General features: G+C 59.2%; 13 protein-coding genes and 2 pseudogenes. 9 read left to right on the forward strand and 6 right to left on the reverse strand.

Going from position 1 to position 16,279, the window contains the following annotated elements; genetic code table 11:
• Nucleotides 1–131 precede the first annotated feature (131 nt).
• Nucleotides 132–560, forward strand: coding sequence for an Lrp/AsnC family transcriptional regulator (locus tag AB4Z52_RS05945; protein ID WP_442216984.1), 429 nt, complete (start codon nt 132–134; stop codon nt 558–560).
• Here AB4Z52_RS05945 and AB4Z52_RS05950 read toward each other — a convergent pair whose 3' ends face one another.
• The 3 genes and pseudogenes from AB4Z52_RS05950 to AB4Z52_RS05960 form a co-directional block, all read right to left on the reverse strand.
• Nucleotides 561–4,745, reverse strand: coding sequence for a translocation/assembly module TamB domain-containing protein (locus AB4Z52_RS05950; RefSeq protein ID WP_442216985.1), 4,185 nt, complete (start codon nt 4,743–4,745; stop codon nt 561–563). It lies immediately after the preceding gene.
• Between the two features lie 57 nt (nt 4,746–4,802).
• Nucleotides 4,803–6,731, reverse strand: coding sequence for an autotransporter assembly complex protein TamA (locus tag AB4Z52_RS05955; protein ID WP_442216986.1), 1,929 nt, complete (start codon nt 6,729–6,731; stop codon nt 4,803–4,805).
• Between the two features lie 274 nt (nt 6,732–7,005).
• A pseudogene (locus tag AB4Z52_RS05960) lies at nt 7,006–7,260 on the reverse strand (YMGG-like glycine zipper-containing protein); the annotation flags it as partial.
• A 414-nt stretch (nt 7,261–7,674) separates the two neighbouring features.
• On the opposite strand from AB4Z52_RS05960, the gene hemA reads away from it, so the two are divergent.
• On the forward strand, nt 7,675–8,889 hold the full coding sequence (gene hemA / locus AB4Z52_RS05965; RefSeq protein ID WP_442216987.1) for a 5-aminolevulinate synthase: 1,215 nt from the start codon (nt 7,675–7,677) through the stop codon (nt 8,887–8,889).
• A 19-nt stretch (nt 8,890–8,908) separates the two neighbouring features.
• On the opposite strand, the gene dxr is transcribed toward hemA, so the two are convergent.
• Nucleotides 8,909–10,084 (reverse strand): 1-deoxy-D-xylulose-5-phosphate reductoisomerase, encoded by a 1,176-nt coding sequence (dxr, locus tag AB4Z52_RS05970; protein WP_442216988.1) that lies wholly within the window; start codon nt 10,082–10,084, stop codon nt 8,909–8,911.
• Nucleotides 10,085–10,412: 328 nt separating this feature from the next.
• Between dxr and AB4Z52_RS05975 the strand changes: the two genes are divergently transcribed.
• The 6 genes and pseudogenes from AB4Z52_RS05975 to AB4Z52_RS06000 all read left to right on the forward strand — a co-directional run bounded on the left by AB4Z52_RS05975 (nt 10,413) and on the right by AB4Z52_RS06000 (nt 13,791).
• The gene (locus AB4Z52_RS05975; protein WP_442216989.1) at nt 10,413–10,751 is read left to right on the forward strand and encodes a DUF2147 domain-containing protein; all 339 of its coding nucleotides are present in this window, start codon (nt 10,413–10,415) and stop codon (nt 10,749–10,751) included.
• Between the two features lie 173 nt (nt 10,752–10,924).
• Nucleotides 10,925–11,083, forward strand: a pseudogene (locus AB4Z52_RS05980) (haloacid dehalogenase-like hydrolase); the annotation flags it as partial.
• Nucleotides 11,084–11,248: 165 nt separating this feature from the next.
• Complete coding sequence (locus tag AB4Z52_RS05985) at nt 11,249–11,929, forward strand: hypothetical protein (protein WP_442216990.1); 681 nt, start codon at nt 11,249–11,251, stop codon at nt 11,927–11,929.
• Nucleotides 11,922–12,617, forward strand: coding sequence for an RES family NAD+ phosphorylase (locus tag AB4Z52_RS05990; protein ID WP_442216991.1), 696 nt, complete (start codon nt 11,922–11,924; stop codon nt 12,615–12,617). The genes AB4Z52_RS05985 and AB4Z52_RS05990 overlap by 8 nt, the downstream gene beginning before the upstream one ends.
• 360 nt (nt 12,618–12,977) lie before the next feature.
• Complete coding sequence (locus tag AB4Z52_RS05995; protein ID WP_442216992.1) at nt 12,978–13,193, forward strand: hypothetical protein; 216 nt, start codon at nt 12,978–12,980, stop codon at nt 13,191–13,193.
• A gap of 241 nt (nt 13,194–13,434) precedes the next feature.
• Nucleotides 13,435–13,791, forward strand: a complete 357-nt coding sequence (locus tag AB4Z52_RS06000; RefSeq protein WP_442216993.1) for a DUF982 domain-containing protein — start codon at nt 13,435–13,437, stop codon at nt 13,789–13,791.
• A gap of 227 nt (nt 13,792–14,018) precedes the next feature.
• Here AB4Z52_RS06000 and AB4Z52_RS06005 read toward each other — a convergent pair whose 3' ends face one another.
• Both AB4Z52_RS06005 and AB4Z52_RS06010 read right to left on the reverse strand, forming a co-directional pair.
• Complete coding sequence (locus AB4Z52_RS06005; protein WP_442216994.1) at nt 14,019–14,513, reverse strand: NUDIX hydrolase; 495 nt, start codon at nt 14,511–14,513, stop codon at nt 14,019–14,021.
• A gap of 118 nt (nt 14,514–14,631) precedes the next feature.
• Nucleotides 14,632–14,961 (reverse strand): hypothetical protein, encoded by a 330-nt coding sequence (locus AB4Z52_RS06010; RefSeq protein ID WP_442217008.1) that lies wholly within the window; start codon nt 14,959–14,961, stop codon nt 14,632–14,634.
• A gap of 186 nt (nt 14,962–15,147) precedes the next feature.
• On the opposite strand from AB4Z52_RS06010, the gene istA reads away from it, so the two are divergent.
• A partial coding sequence (gene istA / locus AB4Z52_RS06015) for an IS21 family transposase (protein WP_442217009.1) occupies nt 15,148–16,279 on the forward strand: 1,132 nt, incomplete at its 3' end.

Below are 16,279 nucleotides of genomic sequence, written 5' to 3' on the forward strand. Positions count from 1 at the left end.
GCAGCGCTCCGGTGGATCTGTTGTTAAGCACATTATCGCGCGCTTCGATGACGGCAAAAAGATGGAAAAGTGCCGAAATTGGAGTACATCTATGCAAATTGCGATATCATATTTTGCAAAGTGAGAAGCAAATGGACGATCTTGACCGCGACCTCCTGAGCGCGTTGCGCCACAATGCGCGTACTGCCGTCTCTTCCCTTGCGGCGATGACGGGTGTTTCGCGCGCGACTGTGTCTGCCCGCATAGATCGTCTGGTCGAGACCGGCACGATCACCTCCTTTACGATCCGCACCGGCCACGAGACACGAGCCGCCGGGGTTCGGGCGATCGTGATGATCGAGGTTCTGGGCAGACTGGCCGATCGGGTCGCCGATCAGTTGCGCGGCCTGCCGCAGGTGAGGGCCTTGCACAGCACCAACGGGAAATGGGACTTCATCGCCGAACTCGAGGACCGCGATCTCGCCTCTTTCGACGAGACGCTCAGGCGCATACGCTTGATCGACGGGATCAATACGACGGAATCGAATATTCTACTGAAGACCAGCAAGACCGGCTTCTGATCAATATTCGTGTTCGTAGACAATACCGGCTTCACCGGCACCATCCGATCCCGCCGCCCCGCGCAGCTTGACGCCGCGGCCGACGTCGAGGTTGATGATCGCCTTGCTGGAATTGGCGGCGCCCTGCTGCAATTCGATATAGGTCCGCTTGTTCAGATATTTGCCGGCGCTCACCTGCGCCTGTCCCTTCGCGTCCGTCGTGATGTCGAGATCGTCGACGCCGAGGTGGCTGCGCAGCCCCTCAAACAGCGAGGTCGAGCGGCCGCCGGCAAGCTGACTGGCAGCATCGGCGAGCTGTGCGATCTGTAGGGCCGAAAGCTTCGACATCGATTGGCCGAAGATCAGCTGGGCGAGCACTTCGTCCTGCGGCAAGGCCGGCGAGGAGGAGAAGGTAATCGCAGGGTCGGTTGCAACGCCGCTGACACTGACGGTGACCGTCGTCGAGCCGGCGGCCGACGTCGCGGCCATATCGAGGGTGGGGGTCAGATCGCCGGCAAAAGTGATCCTGCTGGTGTTGGTGAAATCCAGACGGCGGCTTAAAACCGTCAGGCGTCCGCGACGCATGGTGAAACCGCCGGAGACGATCGGCGCCGAGGCTGTACCCTTGATGACGATGCTGCCGCCGAGCTCGGCATCAATACCCCGGCCGCGCACGAAAATCTGCGATGGCGCATCAAGCTTCAGATCGAGGCCGAGGCTGGTCGATTTGTCGCTCGGGCCCTGCGGCTTATCGTCCTTGAACTGGGCGCGAACCGCAGGCGAGGCGTTCTTGTGCTTTATGTTGAGTTCCGACAGCGAGGCCGGCAGTTTCTCCGGCACGGTTATCGATGCCTTGCTAAGGTTGAGGTCGCCACTTAAAACCGGCGCGGTGACGATGGGCCCCTTGACGCCAAGCGTGCCATTGACGGTCGCTGTCACCAGCGTCCCGTCGACATAGGTAGCGTTGTTCAGCTTGACGGTGATGTCGGCGGGAAAGCCACCATCGGGCATCATGCCAATCGTGCCGCTTGCGGAGATCGACCCGCCACTTGCAAGCGTGCCGCTGAAGCGGGTGATATTTGCGGTCTTGCCGTCAAGGGTGATGGTGGCTGCAAGGCCGTCGAGTGCGAGATTGCGTCGGACATCGACAAGTTTCGCTCCGTCAATGTTGATCGTACCGTTGATCGTCGGCCCCGCCGTCGTGCCGACGATCTGCAAACCGATCTTTGCCGCGCCGGTCATGTCGAAACCTTGCGCTGCCAGTTGTGCGGAGACGGCGCTGAATGGCACCGTGCCGTCGAATTTCATCGCAAGGGCGCGATTGCCGGCAACCTCGACACTGCCGCCGCCCGTGAGCGACATGCCGCCCTGGCCGCTGAGGTTGAGGTCGATGGTGACCTTGTTGTTGGCAAATTGCCCGTTTGTCTTGATCCCCAGCGGGCCGACGCCGGCCGATTTTGTCTGGCTGGTCGCCGCGTTCGTCCAATCGGCCTGAAAACCGACGACCGGCGCTGCAGCCTTGCCGGTCACTGTCACTGTGCCCGAGATCGTGCCTTCGGCAGCAAGCGTCGGTGCGAAGGTGTTGGCAAGACTTGCCGGCAGGCTTGTGAGCTTTGCCTGGATATTTAGCGTATCGCCTGCCGTACCGCTGACGCTGACCTGCCCGCTGCCGGTCTGGATGGTCAGGCCGCTCAGCGTCGCTACGCCGTCCTTGACTATGACTTTTGTGGGCGCGGCGAGCTTTACCGGGATCTGGCGCGGCGCCGCCGAAAAATTGTCCAGGCTGACAGTCGTCTGTCCGCCGCCGGTTTCAACGTTGCCGCTCGACGTCACCGGAGCGTTGTCGTAGCTGGCCTTGAGATTGAAGTCGGTGCGATTGCCCTGCTGGGTAAAGGTCAGTCCCAGCCCGGCAATCCTGTTGCCGCCGGAGGCGATCTCTGCGGCGCGGACGCTGCCGTTTGCGGAAAATGCCTTCAGGTCATCGATTGTCAGGGCGATCTCGGGCTTGGTTACCGACAGGTCGTCGCGGCGGATACCGCTGCCCGTTGCGTTGACCTTCAGGCCTATCTTTCCGTTCGCATTGGTAACGTCAAGCGATCCCTTGATATCGCCATCGGCCTTTTGGCCGGCAAGTGCGGCAAGCAGGCCGAGATCGGGAAAATCGAAGGTCAGTGCGCCAGTCGGCATGAAACTTGGCGAGAGATCGAGCTTTCCCTGGAGCTTGTTGCCGCCGATGGTGGCAGCCAGTGCCGGAATACTCGTTGCGCCGTCCTTTGAGATCGCGTCGGCGTCAACGCTGATCGGCTTGCCGTCGATCGAGCCGGTTGCCTTGACCTTGGCTTGCGGTGCCTTTGGATCCGCTATTCCCGTCAGCACAATATCGAGGCTGTCCAGCAGGCGGCCGGCGAGCTTGACGTTGATGGCCTTCACCGTCGCATCGACGCCAAGCGCTGAAAGCGGACCCTTGGCCTTGAGGGTGAAATCGGCCTGCCCGTCGGCATTGGGCAGGAGCTTTGACAGATTGAGCAGCTTGCCGGAGAGGTCAGCCGTCAACGATTGCTCTTCGAGCGCGACATTGCCGCTCACTTCGCCGGTGCCGGATTTCAGGCCGAGATTGGAGATATTGAATTTCGTTGGAATGGTCCCTGCAACTTGGCCCTCCACCGAGACCGTCGTATCGAATTTCGAGGCAATCGCATCGGGAAGAACCGAAGGCAGGGCGAAGACCTTGAAATTGCCATTCAGCAATTTCGACGACAGCGTATATCGGCCGTTGATCGTGCCGCCGATGCTGGCGCTTTCGAAGGTGGTGCCGTTGAAGCCGATATTCCCCGGCGAAAGTTGCAGCGGTGCTGCAACCGTCATCGGTGCCTTGACCAGACGGTTGATGTCAGGATCGACGAACGAAGTCTGGCCGACGATCAGCCGAAGCTGAACAGGTCCCGAATTGCCCGCCAGGTTGAAAGCATCGCTCTTGGCCGTCAGGTTGATCTTGTCGAACCGGCCCTGCGGCACGGTTGCGGTTTCTATTTGAGCTGCAGCGTTGATCTTTACCGATTGCGCCGCCCCGGAAACGGCAAGGTCGATCCGTGTGATCAGCGCCCGCGCCTCGCCGTTGTCCAGCGGCCAGCGGAAGTCGACCGGTCCTGACGTGCCGAGCAGATTGGCGTTCAGATTGTTGTTTCCACCCGGATCAAGGGCGCCGGAGGCTGCAAGCACGACGCTGCCGGTCGCAAGATTGCCGGTCTGGATGTCGATCTTGCCCTTGCCGTCGAAGGTCGCTGCAAAATCAACCGTCGTCTGGCCGGAAAACAACGGGCGGAAATTGGGAGGCAGCAGCGAATCGACCTTGCCGCCGCCCTTGACCTGCAGATGGTGCAGTCCGTCGGCGGACAGCGAATGATGGCCGTCGAGCGTCGCCGTCGGCTGGCCGTCAAGTGCTGCCTGAAGCTTGCCGTTCCAGTCGGACAGCGGACCTTGACCGCTCAGGTCGATATTCAACGCCGGGCTTCCGGGAAGATGCAGCAGGCTTGCCAGCATGCCGCCCTTCGGCTCGGCCAGTTGCGCCTTGAGGTCGAGGCGGTTTTCGGCCGGGGCAAAGGCAACGTTGGCAGAGAGCTTTGCGTCGGCAACATCCTGCCGGTTGGCGTTGAGGATCAAACCAATGCCGTTGGCGTCAGTACGTACACTGCCACCGGCGGCAAGGGCGAAATCCTGACCGGCAATCTCGCGGCCCAGACGGATATCGGGGAGGGAGAGCGACGACACATCCACCTTGATCGGCAGGGACAATCCGCTCGACGTGGTTTGCGCCGTCTGCGAAGCGGGCGTCGCGGTCGATATCGGAGCGCGAATGACATCGACCTTGGCCGCCGCAATACGTTCAGCGTGAAACGTGCCTGTCAAGAGCGCCATCGGCGACCAGTCGACTTCCAGTCCGTCAATCGTTGCGAAGGCGCCCTTGGTGTCGGAGATCGTGATCGTGCCAGCTGTCAAGCTACCTGTCAGCAGGCCGGATGGCTTGGCGATGGTGATCACACGGTCAGGCGTCGAGATCAGTTTGGCGACTTCATCGACTGCCAAGGCGGTTACGGCTGGTGCAAAGCCGATAAACAGGATGACCGCCACCGCGATCGCAACGACTGCCGAGACCAGAATGGCGATCAGCTTCATCAACCCGTTTAAAACTTTGATCAATATGCTCATGAGAGCGACGTTATCCTCGTTGCATGACCGCCCGTGGCGTTACCGCTGGGAGTCTTGTTAAAAGGACTGGCCTATGCCGGCATAGATGCCGTAGGCGGTTCCATTCTGGTATTTGTTCAACGGAACGGCAAAGTCCAACCTTATCGGGCCGAAAGGTGTAGCGTAACGAACGCCGAGGCCCGCGCCAATGCGAATATCTGAAAAATCCGGAATTGTACTGTCGGTGACGCTGCCAGCATCGACGAAGGGCACCAAGCCGATGCTCTCAGTAATCTTCACGCGTGCCTCGAAGGAGGCCGTTGCGTAGGAGCGGCCACCCGTGGCCTGGTTCAAGGCGTTGTAGGGCGTGATTTCCTGGTAGCTGTAGCCACGCACCGAGCCGCCGCCGCCGGCAAAGAAGCGCCGGGTGGTCGGGATACTTTCGATGCCGGCGCCGCCCACCAACGAGCCGGCAGCAAGCTTGCCGGCGAATACGACATTGTCATTGGGTCCGATACCCTTGTAGCCGGAGATCGATCCTTCCAGCGACGTGAAGATTGCGCCATCGAGCGCCTCATAGCTCGGCTGCGCATCGGCCGTGGCACGGTAGCCTTCGGTCGGGTCGAGCTTGTTGTCCCTAGTGTCGCGGACAAAGGAGAGCGGTATGGAGAAGGTCAGATATTTCTGGTCGCCGAAGGCGTCCGTGCGGCTGTCTTCGTAACTGACCCGGCCGCCGCCTGAGATAGTGTCGTAGTCCGTCAATTCATAGGACAGGCCCGCGTCGGCGGTGACGGAGTTGGCGTCATAGGTGTCTGGATGTTCGCTTTTTGCCTTCAAGCTCGCGTTAAAGGTTGCAGCCGGGAAGAAAGCGCCGGGCTTTGAGTAGAGGATACCGGCCGCATAATCCAGGTCCTGGTAGTTGGTGGTTTCGCCCAATCTTGAAATGGAGCCTTCGATCCGAAGCGATTCTGCCTGCCCGAAAAGATTGCGGTTGCCCCAATAGCCCTGAAGCCCAAAGCCGTCGATCGTGGAATATTGCGCACCGACGCCGAAATACTTCTGCTTGCCCTCCGACACTTCGATCGTCGTCGGTATCGAGCCGTTTGGCGCAAGCTTGTCTGCCGTGCGGATGGTGACACTTGAAAAGACGCCGAGCTTTCGCAAGCGGTCGGATGCCTTCTTAAGGTCGTCGGGGGAATAGGGCTTGCCTTCGTTGATGCGCGAATAGCGGCGGATGAAATCAGGATCGATGCTCTTCTGTCCTGTGACGCCGACATTGCCGATCGGGGCCACGGGGCCACCATCGACCTTCAGCGTCACGTCGACGGTACTGGTGTCGTGATCGGCGACAACATCGCGGGTAGCGATCCTGGCAAGCGGGCGACCTTCGTTCTTAAGCTCGGCTACGATCTTGTCGCCCGCCTTCAAAATCGTCAGCGACCCGGCATCCCCGCCGGGCGTCAGTCCGTATTTAAGCGGATCACGGGTCGCCGCGTCGCCTTCCATGCGGATCTTGCCGAGTTTAAAGAGCGGCCCGGGAGCGATATCGATGACGACAGCGACGGGCTTGCCCCGTCCGAAGCTCGGGTTAGGCGCCAGATCATCCAGATTGGTGCCGTTGAGACTGATGGTGACAACGCCGCCGTAGCGGGATTTTTCATAAAGGGCCGCCAGTATGCGCTCGCGATCGTCGCGGGCCTTGATGACTGCGCCGAGGTCGCCCGAGACGGGCTTGTCCTTGTCGGCAACCAGCATCGAACTCTGGGTGATCGCATCCTTCAGGTCCTTGTCGGCATCCCCGGTGCGCAGATCGACGGTATAGCGGACAGGATCGATGACCTGCTCGGTCGGCTCGTCCTTACCCCATAGATGGATGCCGAAAAGCTTGAAGGCGAGCGCCTGACCGGCGAAACCCGGGCCGAACGCAAGGCACACCGCGACCGCGGCAACGGTGCCTGCTCGCCGATACGCAATACCAATCCCCGGGCCGGTGCGTCTTATTTGCATGCGCCGCTTTAAGTCACATTAGGATATGTCAGCTTTGCGTCCCCAACAGTTAACGCCAGGTCACCATAGCGATAAAAGATAACCGTGTGTACCATTTTAAGCTGAATAATGGAAAGTGGGGCTTTGGCAGACAAAAAAAGTCCCGGATGTTAGCCGGGACTTTCGAAACAATTTCATTGATGTATCAGTAGCCGCCGCCCTGATAGCCGCCGTTATAGCGAGGCCTGTAACCGTCCTGGTAGCCTCCCTGGTAACCGCCCTGCACGTAACCGCCGCGCGGGCAATCGTCGACATAGCGACGGCCGTAGCGGTCACGATAGTAGCATTGGCCGGGCTGTTCGGCGACGCTGCCGATCAGAGCACCGGTGACGGCGCCGATCGCTCCGCCGACGGCTGCCCCACGCACATTGCCTGTTGCGGCAGCGCCGATCAGCGCGCCTGAGGCGCCACCGATGCCGGCGCCTTGTTCAGTGGGTGTGCAGCTTGCTATCGACAACCCGATCAAGGCAAACACGAGGACTTTCTTCATTCACTCTCTCCAACGTTGGTCATACCGGAAAATCCGGCGCGGGCCGTCCCCAATTTCATTTGCTTGCGCCGTTATGGCCGTTCTTGGGCAGTCGTGGTATTTGAAAATATAGTGCAAAATACGATTGTCTACATTTGCTTGCAGTTTTCTTTGCCGTCTTTGCTTGCGCAGCAGCAGCGCGCAAATTGCGCTTCAACGCTTACCCAACCCTCTCCGATTTACAAACCTACGAGCAGGAGCCCACAATCGGCCCGCTGCTACTTTTGCTCCAGATTGATCGTAAATCTGGTTTCCTTGGCAATTTTTTTGTTTAGAGTTATTCAAAAGGGAGGGCCTTTTGCCGCAGAAGAGTGGCAGGGGGTTGACGTGCAGTCCGGCAATCATGAAGAACGGTTGCACGGTTTGGAGAATGAGATGGACTTCGAAGCTTTTTTCAAGGGCGAGCTGGACGGGCTGCACCAGGAGGGGCGCTACCGCGTGTTTGCCGACCTGGAGCGCCATCGGGGCAATTTCCCGCGCGCCACGCGCCACACGCCCGATGGCCCCAAGGAAGTTACAGTCTGGTGTTCGAACGATTACCTGGGCATGGGCCAGCACCCAAAGGTGATCGAGGCGATGAAACAGGCGATCGACCACTGTGGCGCGGGTGCGGGAGGCACCCGGAATATCTCTGGCACGACGCACTACCACGTTCTCCTCGAACGCGAGCTTGCCGACCTCCACGGCAAGGAACAGGCGCTGATCTTCACGTCGGGCTATGTCTCCAACTGGGCGGCGCTCGGCACGCTTGGCGCCCGCATTCCGGGTCTGATCGTCTTCTCCGATGCGCTCAACCATGCCTCGATGATCGAGGGCATTCGGTATGCCAAGTGCGACAAGGTCATCTGGCGCCACAACGACCTGCATGATCTGGAAGTCAAGCTTGCGGCCGCCGATCCGAAGGCGCCAAAGCTTATCGCCTTTGAATCGGTCTACTCGATGGACGGCGATATCTCGCCGATCAAGGAGATCTGCGATCTGGCCGACAAATACGGCGCCATGACCTATCTCGACGAGGTGCATGCGGTCGGCATGTACGGTTCGCGCGGCGGCGGCATTGCCGAGCGCGAGGGGTTGATGGACCGGGTGACGGTGATCGAGGGAACGCTCGGCAAGGCGTTCGGCGTCATGGGCGGTTATATCGCTGCGTCGGCGGCGCTGTGCGACTTCATTCGCTCATTTGCTTCGGGTTTCATCTTCACCACGTCGTTGCCGCCGGCTCTGGCCGCAGGAGCTGTGGCGTCGATCCAGCATTTGAAGGTCAGCAGCTTCGAGCGCGCGCGCCATCAGGAGCGTGTCCGCAAGCTGCGTGGCTTGCTCGATGCCGCCGGCATTCCGCATATGCCGAACCCGAGCCATATCGTACCGGTCATGGTCGGCGATGCGGCCAAGTGCAAATGGATCTCGGATATCCTGCTCGACAATTTCGGCGTCTACGTCCAGCCGATCAATTATCCGACGGTGCCAAAGAAGACCGAACGCCTGCGGATCACCCCGACCCCGCTCCACAGCGACGCCGATATCGAGCATCTGGTTGAAGCCGTCCACTCGCTTTGGGCGCGCTGCGCACTTGCAAGAGCTGTCGCCTGAGGCTTACTTAAGATCCGAATTAGTTCAGGAGCCCGGCCGCCAGTCGCCGGGCTTCTTCGTCTGCGGCAAAGACATCATCCATGCTGCCAGCTGTCGGCAGGTGAGCCAGACGATCCATGATCTCGCCGGCCACCTTCGCCATCGATAGGAAACCCAGTCGACCATCGATGAAGGCCTCGAGCGCTACCTCCTTGGCACCGTTGAGGACCGCGCCCTGCACGCCGCCGCGCATCATGGCAATGCGGGCGAGCCGAAGGGCGGGAAACCGCTCCTCGTCAGGCGCTTCAAAATCCAGTCGCGACAGCTTGGCGAAATCAAGCCGCTCCACCGGCAAATGCGACCGACGCGGAAATGTCAGCGCGTAGCCGATTGCCGTGCGCATGTCGGGGGCGCCGAGCTGCGCCAGCACCGAGCCGTCGCTATAGCCGACCATCGAATGGATAACAGACTGCGGGTGGACCACCACCTCTATCTGCTCGGGCCTGAGGTCGAACAGGTGACGTGCCTCGATCATCTCGAGCGCCTTGTTGAACATCGAGGCACTGTCGATCGAGATCTTCAGCCCCATCGACCAGTTGGGATGGGCGCGCGCGGTCTCGGCTGTGACGTCGGCCATCTCCTGCCGGGAAAACGTTCGAAACGGTCCGCCAGACGCGGTCAAGATCACTCGTTCGACAGCGTGGCGCTGGTTTTCCTCCAACACCTGGAAGATGGCGTTGTGTTCGCTATCGACCGGTAGCAGCCGGCCGCCGCCTTCTCGAACAGCCTTGACGAAAAGATCTCCCGCGGAAACGAGACATTCCTTGTTGGCAAGGGCGATATCGGCGCCACGGCGGGCGGCGGCGAGCGTCGGGGCAAGGCCGGCGGTGCCGACGATCGCAGCCATCACCCAATCCGTGTCGATATCAGCGGCCTCTGCCAGGCCGGAGCGACCCGACGCCGCCTTGACGCCCGAGCCCGCCAGCGCGTCTTTCAGCGAATGATAATGCTTGTCGCTGGCCGTCACGGCGAGTTCGGCGCCGACTGCCTTTGCCTGTTCGGCCAGAAGCGCGACATTGCCGTTTCCCGTCAACGCTCTGACCTCAAAGGCCTCGCGTCCGCCGAGATGGCCGATCACGTCGAGCGTGTTCTGGCCGATGGAACCGGTCGAGCCGAGAATAGTCAGCCGACGCGGCACCTGATTGCCCGCTTTCATTGGGGTATTCCGCATTTTTCCCACGTCTTAGACGGCTCTACAGGGGATCGTCAGATGCGGCAAGTGTGCAACGCCGCAGAAATTCCCTTCCATCCACCGCTGGCGCTCAAGTCGCAGCGCGGCAGCGGCTGATGCCGGCGGCGAATGAAATGTGCTCGCAACGCGTCCAGGGTCAAGGCTTGACGTGGCGTTCGAGCAATATCACCTATAGCCGGACATCAACGAAAAGGGGATGGCTGGCCGGATCTGTTGCTCGCGGGCTGGAAAATGAGTTAACGGGACGACAGCGGCTTTGCCGGACGACAATGTTCGAAAGGGGGAGAACATCGTGATCAGGATATTTGCACTTGCAGCCGCACTGGCGTTGACCGCTAGGGTTGCCTATGCTGCAGATGCGATTGTCGGCGATTGGAAGACCGAAGACGGCAGCACGGCGGCGATCAGCCAATGCGGCGGCGAATATTGCATAACCCTGAAAACCGGTGAATATGCCGGCCGCAAGATCGGATCGTTCAGCGACAAGGACGGCAGCTATGCGGGCAGGCTGACCGATCCTGATTCCGACAAGACCTATGACGGCGTCCTCTCAGTCTCGGGCAACAACATGAACATGAAAGGCTGCGTCATGAAGGTATTCTGCGAGACGCAGACCTGGACGCGTCTTTAAGCAGGCCTTCTGTCGAACCGTGCAGTCCCAATAGGCGCATCTGCAGAGGACCATGAAAAGACTGCTGCCCGGATGCGCGATCGAAAGACAGGGATATCTTGTCACCATCATCGCAACGCTCGCCGTGGCGTTAGCGATTTTCGTCCCCCCTGCGCGGCGGCGCACATTCGGTGATGATCGCCCACCATACCGATGCGGTGCGCGAATATGCCTACGACCGCCAATCGAAGTTTGGAAAGCTCGATAAAGCGCTCGGCGAGGCGGACCGGCGCAATTGGCTGGTGGTCGACATGAAGTCGGACTGGAAGAAAATCTATCCATTCGACAAGTGAGGCGATTTTTGCCGATCGTCTGGCTCAACCGAGCCGGCTCCGGAACAATATTTTTTAAAAGATATTTATATTTTGGCAGGCCTCCTCCGCAGGCAGCTTTTTCTTGATGATCAAAGTTATCGTGATATATGCATAACCATGATCATCGAATTTGGAGTGAAATCCATGGCCACCGCTGAAAAAGCCACTGAGCTGTCAGGCGTGGGGACGCTCTCGGGGACACCCGAACAAGTCCGGACCGGACTAAGCCACTTGCACGCGGAACAGGTCATCGCGTTGACGTTTGAGCACGGGAGCGAAGCCTCTGTTCGCGCACTAGCGGCTACAGTGGCAAATCTGGCGCCGCTAGTGCGCAGCATCCTTGAACGGCGCCAGGACGCTGCGTTCCGCTCGATCATCGAGGCTCTCGTGCCGGAGGTGCCTCTTCCTCAGCACAAGCTGGTCGAGGCGCGCATGACAGCGCAAGCGCGGAAGGCCGTGCTTGAGAGCGGCGATTGGCTGACTGCGGCACAGATCGCCGAGATGGCGGGCTTCAGCACTAGCAACCCCAGTGCCCAGCCGAACAAATGGAAGAAGGACGGGTTTATCTTCGCGGTGCGCCATCGCGGCGTGGACTACTTTCCGGGTTACGCCCTGGATTCCTCAACCGACTATCGACCGGCCAAAGGCTTGGCGAGAGTGCTGACCGTGTTTCGCGGACAGAAGGATGATTGGGGCCTTGCTTATTGGTTTGCCTCGATCAACAGCTTCCTTGGTGGGCAGCGGCCGCAAGACCTGCTGATAGATCAGCCTGAGTGCGTCGTCGCCGCTGCGCAGGACGAGGTGACTGGCGTGCTTCATGGCTAAGAAGAAGTCCGGAGCCAGTAGTGCAACTAGAACACGTCTGCCAGCTTTATCAGCACCGCCTGCCGACCTTGCAAAACTTATGAAGGTCATGACCTGGCCTAAGGGCCAGGTCATTCATCGCATTCACCTGGAAATTTACGGAAGCAGCGAGTTCAATCCGGGTCTGAAGGGCAACGCACGGTTCAGCCCGATCAGAGATTCAGGCGGCAAAAGCATCCCCACGCTTTATGGCGGTAGCACATTCGATTGCGCAGCCATGGAGACTATTTTCCATGATGTGCCGTTCGCCGCGGGATTGAAGACGTTCGACAAACAGAAATTGGTTGATCAGGTGTATTCGCAGGTGACGCCGACACGCGATCTCAATCTTGCCGACCTCAGCGCAACGACGCTCAGGAGGCTCGGCGTCCAGCGCAACGAGCTTATTGACACCGAGAAAGACAAATACCCGGACACGCGGAAGTGGGCCGAGGCCATTCATGCCGCGCGCCCTGGTGCCGATGGGCTCTGTTGGGTATCGCGGCAAGACGACCGTGCGCTCGCTATCGTGCTCTTTGGAGATCGTCTCCCTGCAGCCGACCTCCTCCCGAGCGGAAGCTCAACCAGTGTGCTGGAGAACATTCACTTTTATGCGCAACTGCTGGTTCTCGCCGAGCGGATCGGGGTCAACGTTGTGGGCGGAATGTAGGCAAAAGGGCAGCAAGTCCGACACCGGGGATTTGGTGCAAGGATCAGGCTTGAGCGAGATATATTCGACACGCAGCCCGTCGGTGGATCACAATGCCGGGAATTCCATTCAGCGGCGGGCACCTGCCCCTTAAGGTTGGCCCCCGTTTTGGTTCACAGTTGCGGATCCAGGTGCTCGCGCGAAAACCTCAGAAGCGACAAATGGACCCGGCGAGTATCACCGAACCTGGATATTTGATCATGTCACGCTCCCGAGTTGAGCGGCAATATTAGAAAAACATCTCTATCGCCTGAATTGTCAGCGTCAAAATTCAACGATTGGTCGTCACGCATTGAATTCATTGAACACCGAGGTCAAGCCATGCACAAATTCATAGTCACCGCCACCCAAGAGACCGAAGCCGACAGCGCCGAGCAGGCCGCTCTGCTTATGTATCAACAGCTCAGCAAAGGGCCGGCTCCCATCTACTATTCGGTCACGGACGAAAAGCAGGTGACAACGGATCTAGTCCTAGATCGAGTGAAGGCAAACGAATTCTCCGGTGTCGATCACACCGCAGCCCCCGGAAACTGGTAAGCACTGATCGAGCGCATCGACCGCAATGCATGAGGCGCAGGCGCTAAAGGCGCGCAACTTTCGCGCTTGACGATTGTATATTCAAGGTGTCTAATGTTAATGCACACTTGGATTGAAATAACACCCCCATTGCTTAACCCGTCACACTCTTGGTGGCGGGTCTTTTTCGCTTTCTTCCAGCGCGGAACGATTGTCCCGATCCGCCATTGAATAGGAATGGTGGCCGCCAGCGGAGTGCGTCATGGCTCTTGGGTCGGATAGGATGTGGTCGGACGGCGTCTATATGGCGTTGGAGAAGGCCGGAGAATACCGTGTCGTCTGGTCAACGCGGGACGCTGCGAACGTATTGTTGGAGCAATGGCCGGCCTGCGGTGACGGATACCGGCGGGCTATTGATATCTGCGCCGAGGTGATGAAGGGCAACCTTTCACCGGAGCAAGCAAGGCAGGCGTTTATCCTGGCTGCGAAAGAGGCCGGCATCTTTGTCTCGGATGAGCTGCCCCCGCATCTGACCCCGCCATCGCTGGAGCCCGGCGCAAAAAAGACTGACATGAAACTCCGCCCGAAGAAGCGCGGCCATAGGAAATATTGGCGCTAATGCTAACTGGTTCGACGCGAAACGGCCGCTCCGATCTAGGCCAAAGAAAAGCCCCACCGAAGTGAGGCTAAATTTGGCGCTACTCCGGGAAATATTGAAGCGGCGGCAAGTGTTTAGCGCCGATGGGTGAGGGTCGGAAGGTCACATTCTCTCGAACCGGTACGGTTGCGGAAAGAAACCGAACGGACCGTCTCGAACGAATTAAAATGCGGAAACACACGCGGCGCTTACTTCTCTGCCAGAAACTCATCCGCCGTTTTGTAAAACAGGTTCACGAACAATCCGCTGAGCCCGGATTGCCAAGTATCACGCATCGCGGTGCCAACGGGAACCCACCTTATTTTGCGCACCTGCTTTTCGGGGAAGTTATCTGCCAGTTCCTTGACGGCCAATAAATGAACGCTGACGTGAAATTGCTTGGGGTTGCCCTCTTTGGAATATGTGAAAGCGCCGAAAACGTCTTTGTCGACTATGCCACTAACCCCGGATTCCTCAAAGGCTTCGCGTCGCGCGGCTTGCCTTGTCGTCTCGCCGCTCTCAACGTGTCCCTTTGGAATTCCCCACCGTCCGTTGCGCAGGCTCGCGATCAGTAGCGTTTCAACCAGCCGGTCTTTGTCGTTCCAACGATAGCAGATCGCCCCCGCTTGCCTGATATGGCCACGGGGCCGCGCTTCCCAAGATGGTCGCAGTAAAGTGGCCGTTCCTGACAACTCTTCAAACATCTCGGGTCCTCTCGTTTCCCGCTCATCGCTCGCTAGCCCAAAGTTTGGATGGCTTCACTTTGGTGAGCCCCGGCCGCATCTGCCGGCCTATCCAGGGCGCGGCCCATCGCAGTCGCTGTTAAATCTCACTTGCGGCCGATAGTTCGCCAGCAGCCGCCTTCGGCTTTCTGAGTTTGATAGGTGCAGAAGGCTCCGGAGCTTCCAAAGCCTCTTGATCGTCATGATTGTCGTCGCGACCAACGTCACCCAGGCGTTCGTTGATTGCGAGCGCATAGATCGTGTCGAGGATGTTGCGATCCTTGACGTGAGGATCCCTCAACGCCAACAGAGAAGCGCGCACGATCCTCTTGCTCGACGTTTTGGGGAAGCGCTTCTCAACAAAATCATGCAGCTGCTTGCCCGAGTGCCCCGCCGTTGCTCCATCGAGCAGAGCCTCATAGATGCAAATTCCGAGGCATGTCGCCCCCTGATTCCGAAATGATGCCGCCCCCCAATTCCGAGAATTAACCGCCCCCTCGTTCCGAGATGATGCCGCCCCCTGGTTGGGGTGTTTGTCGGGGTTTCCTGCTGGTGAGAAGCTCCTCCTTTCGGTGCGCTGAGAGGAAGGAACGCGATGCCAGCGGAGAGATTGAATATGCGGCGTGTCCGCGAGATTCTAAGACACAGATTTGAGGGAGGCCTCGGTCACAAGTCGATTGCTGCGCGCGTTGGCGCGGCACCTTCAACGGTGCGCGAGACATTACGCCGGCTTGAGCGTGCTGGGCTTTCGTGGCCATTGGGCGACGATGTCAGCGATGCTGCCCTTGAGGCGGCTCTGTTTAAAGCTGCGGGGACGAAGACGGGACACCGCCGCAGCGCTGAGCCGGAATGGGCGCATGTTCACCGCGAGCTGAAGCGCAAACATGTCACGCTGCAGATCCTCTGGGACGAATATATCGGTCTTCATCCTGATGGATATCGCTACAGCCGCTACTGCGATCTCTATCGCGGTTGGGCGCTGAAGCTGCCGGTGACGATGCGCCAGAACCATGCGGCTGGTGAAAAGCTCTTTGTCGATTATGCCGGCGACACGGTGACGGTGGTGATCGATAGACTTTCGGGAAAGACGCGGCAAGCACATCTGTTTGTCGCCGTGCTCGGGGCATCGAGCCTTTCGTTTGCTCATGCCCGCTGGAGCGAAACGCTTCCAGATTGGATCGAATGCCACCTGCTGGCGCTTGAGGCCTTCAGTGGCGCACCGGCTCTGCTGGTCCCTGACAATGCCAAGGTGGCGGTGATCAAGGCCTGCCATTTTGATCCGCAGGTCAATCGCACTTATGCCGGGATGGCGGCTCATTACGGCAGTGCCGTCCTGCCGACCCGGCCACGCCGTCCGCGAGACAAGGCGAAAGTCGAAGCGGCAGTTCGTATCGTCGAGCGCTGGCTTCTCGGGCGGCTGCGTCACCGCGTCTTCTACAGCCTTGGCGAGGTCAACGTAGCGATTGCCGAATTGCTCGCTGATCTCAACGATCGCCGTGTTCTACGCCGTGTCGGGCGCACAAGACGACAGTTGTTCGAAGAGCTTGATTACCCCGCTTTGCGGCCTCTTCCGGTCGACCGATATGTCTTTGCGGAATGGAAGATACGCCGGGCCGGTCTCGATTATCATGTCGATATCGACAAGCACTTTTACTCCGTGCCCTACCGTTTTGCCCGTGAGCAGGTCGAGGCGCGGATCACCGCCAATACCATCGAGATCTTCTACAAAGGCGAACGGATCGCTGCCC

The sequence above is a fragment of the Rhizobium sp. 2YAF20 genome, from assembly GCF_052114685.1.
Taxonomy (GTDB): domain Bacteria; phylum Pseudomonadota; class Alphaproteobacteria; order Rhizobiales; family Rhizobiaceae; genus Rhizobium.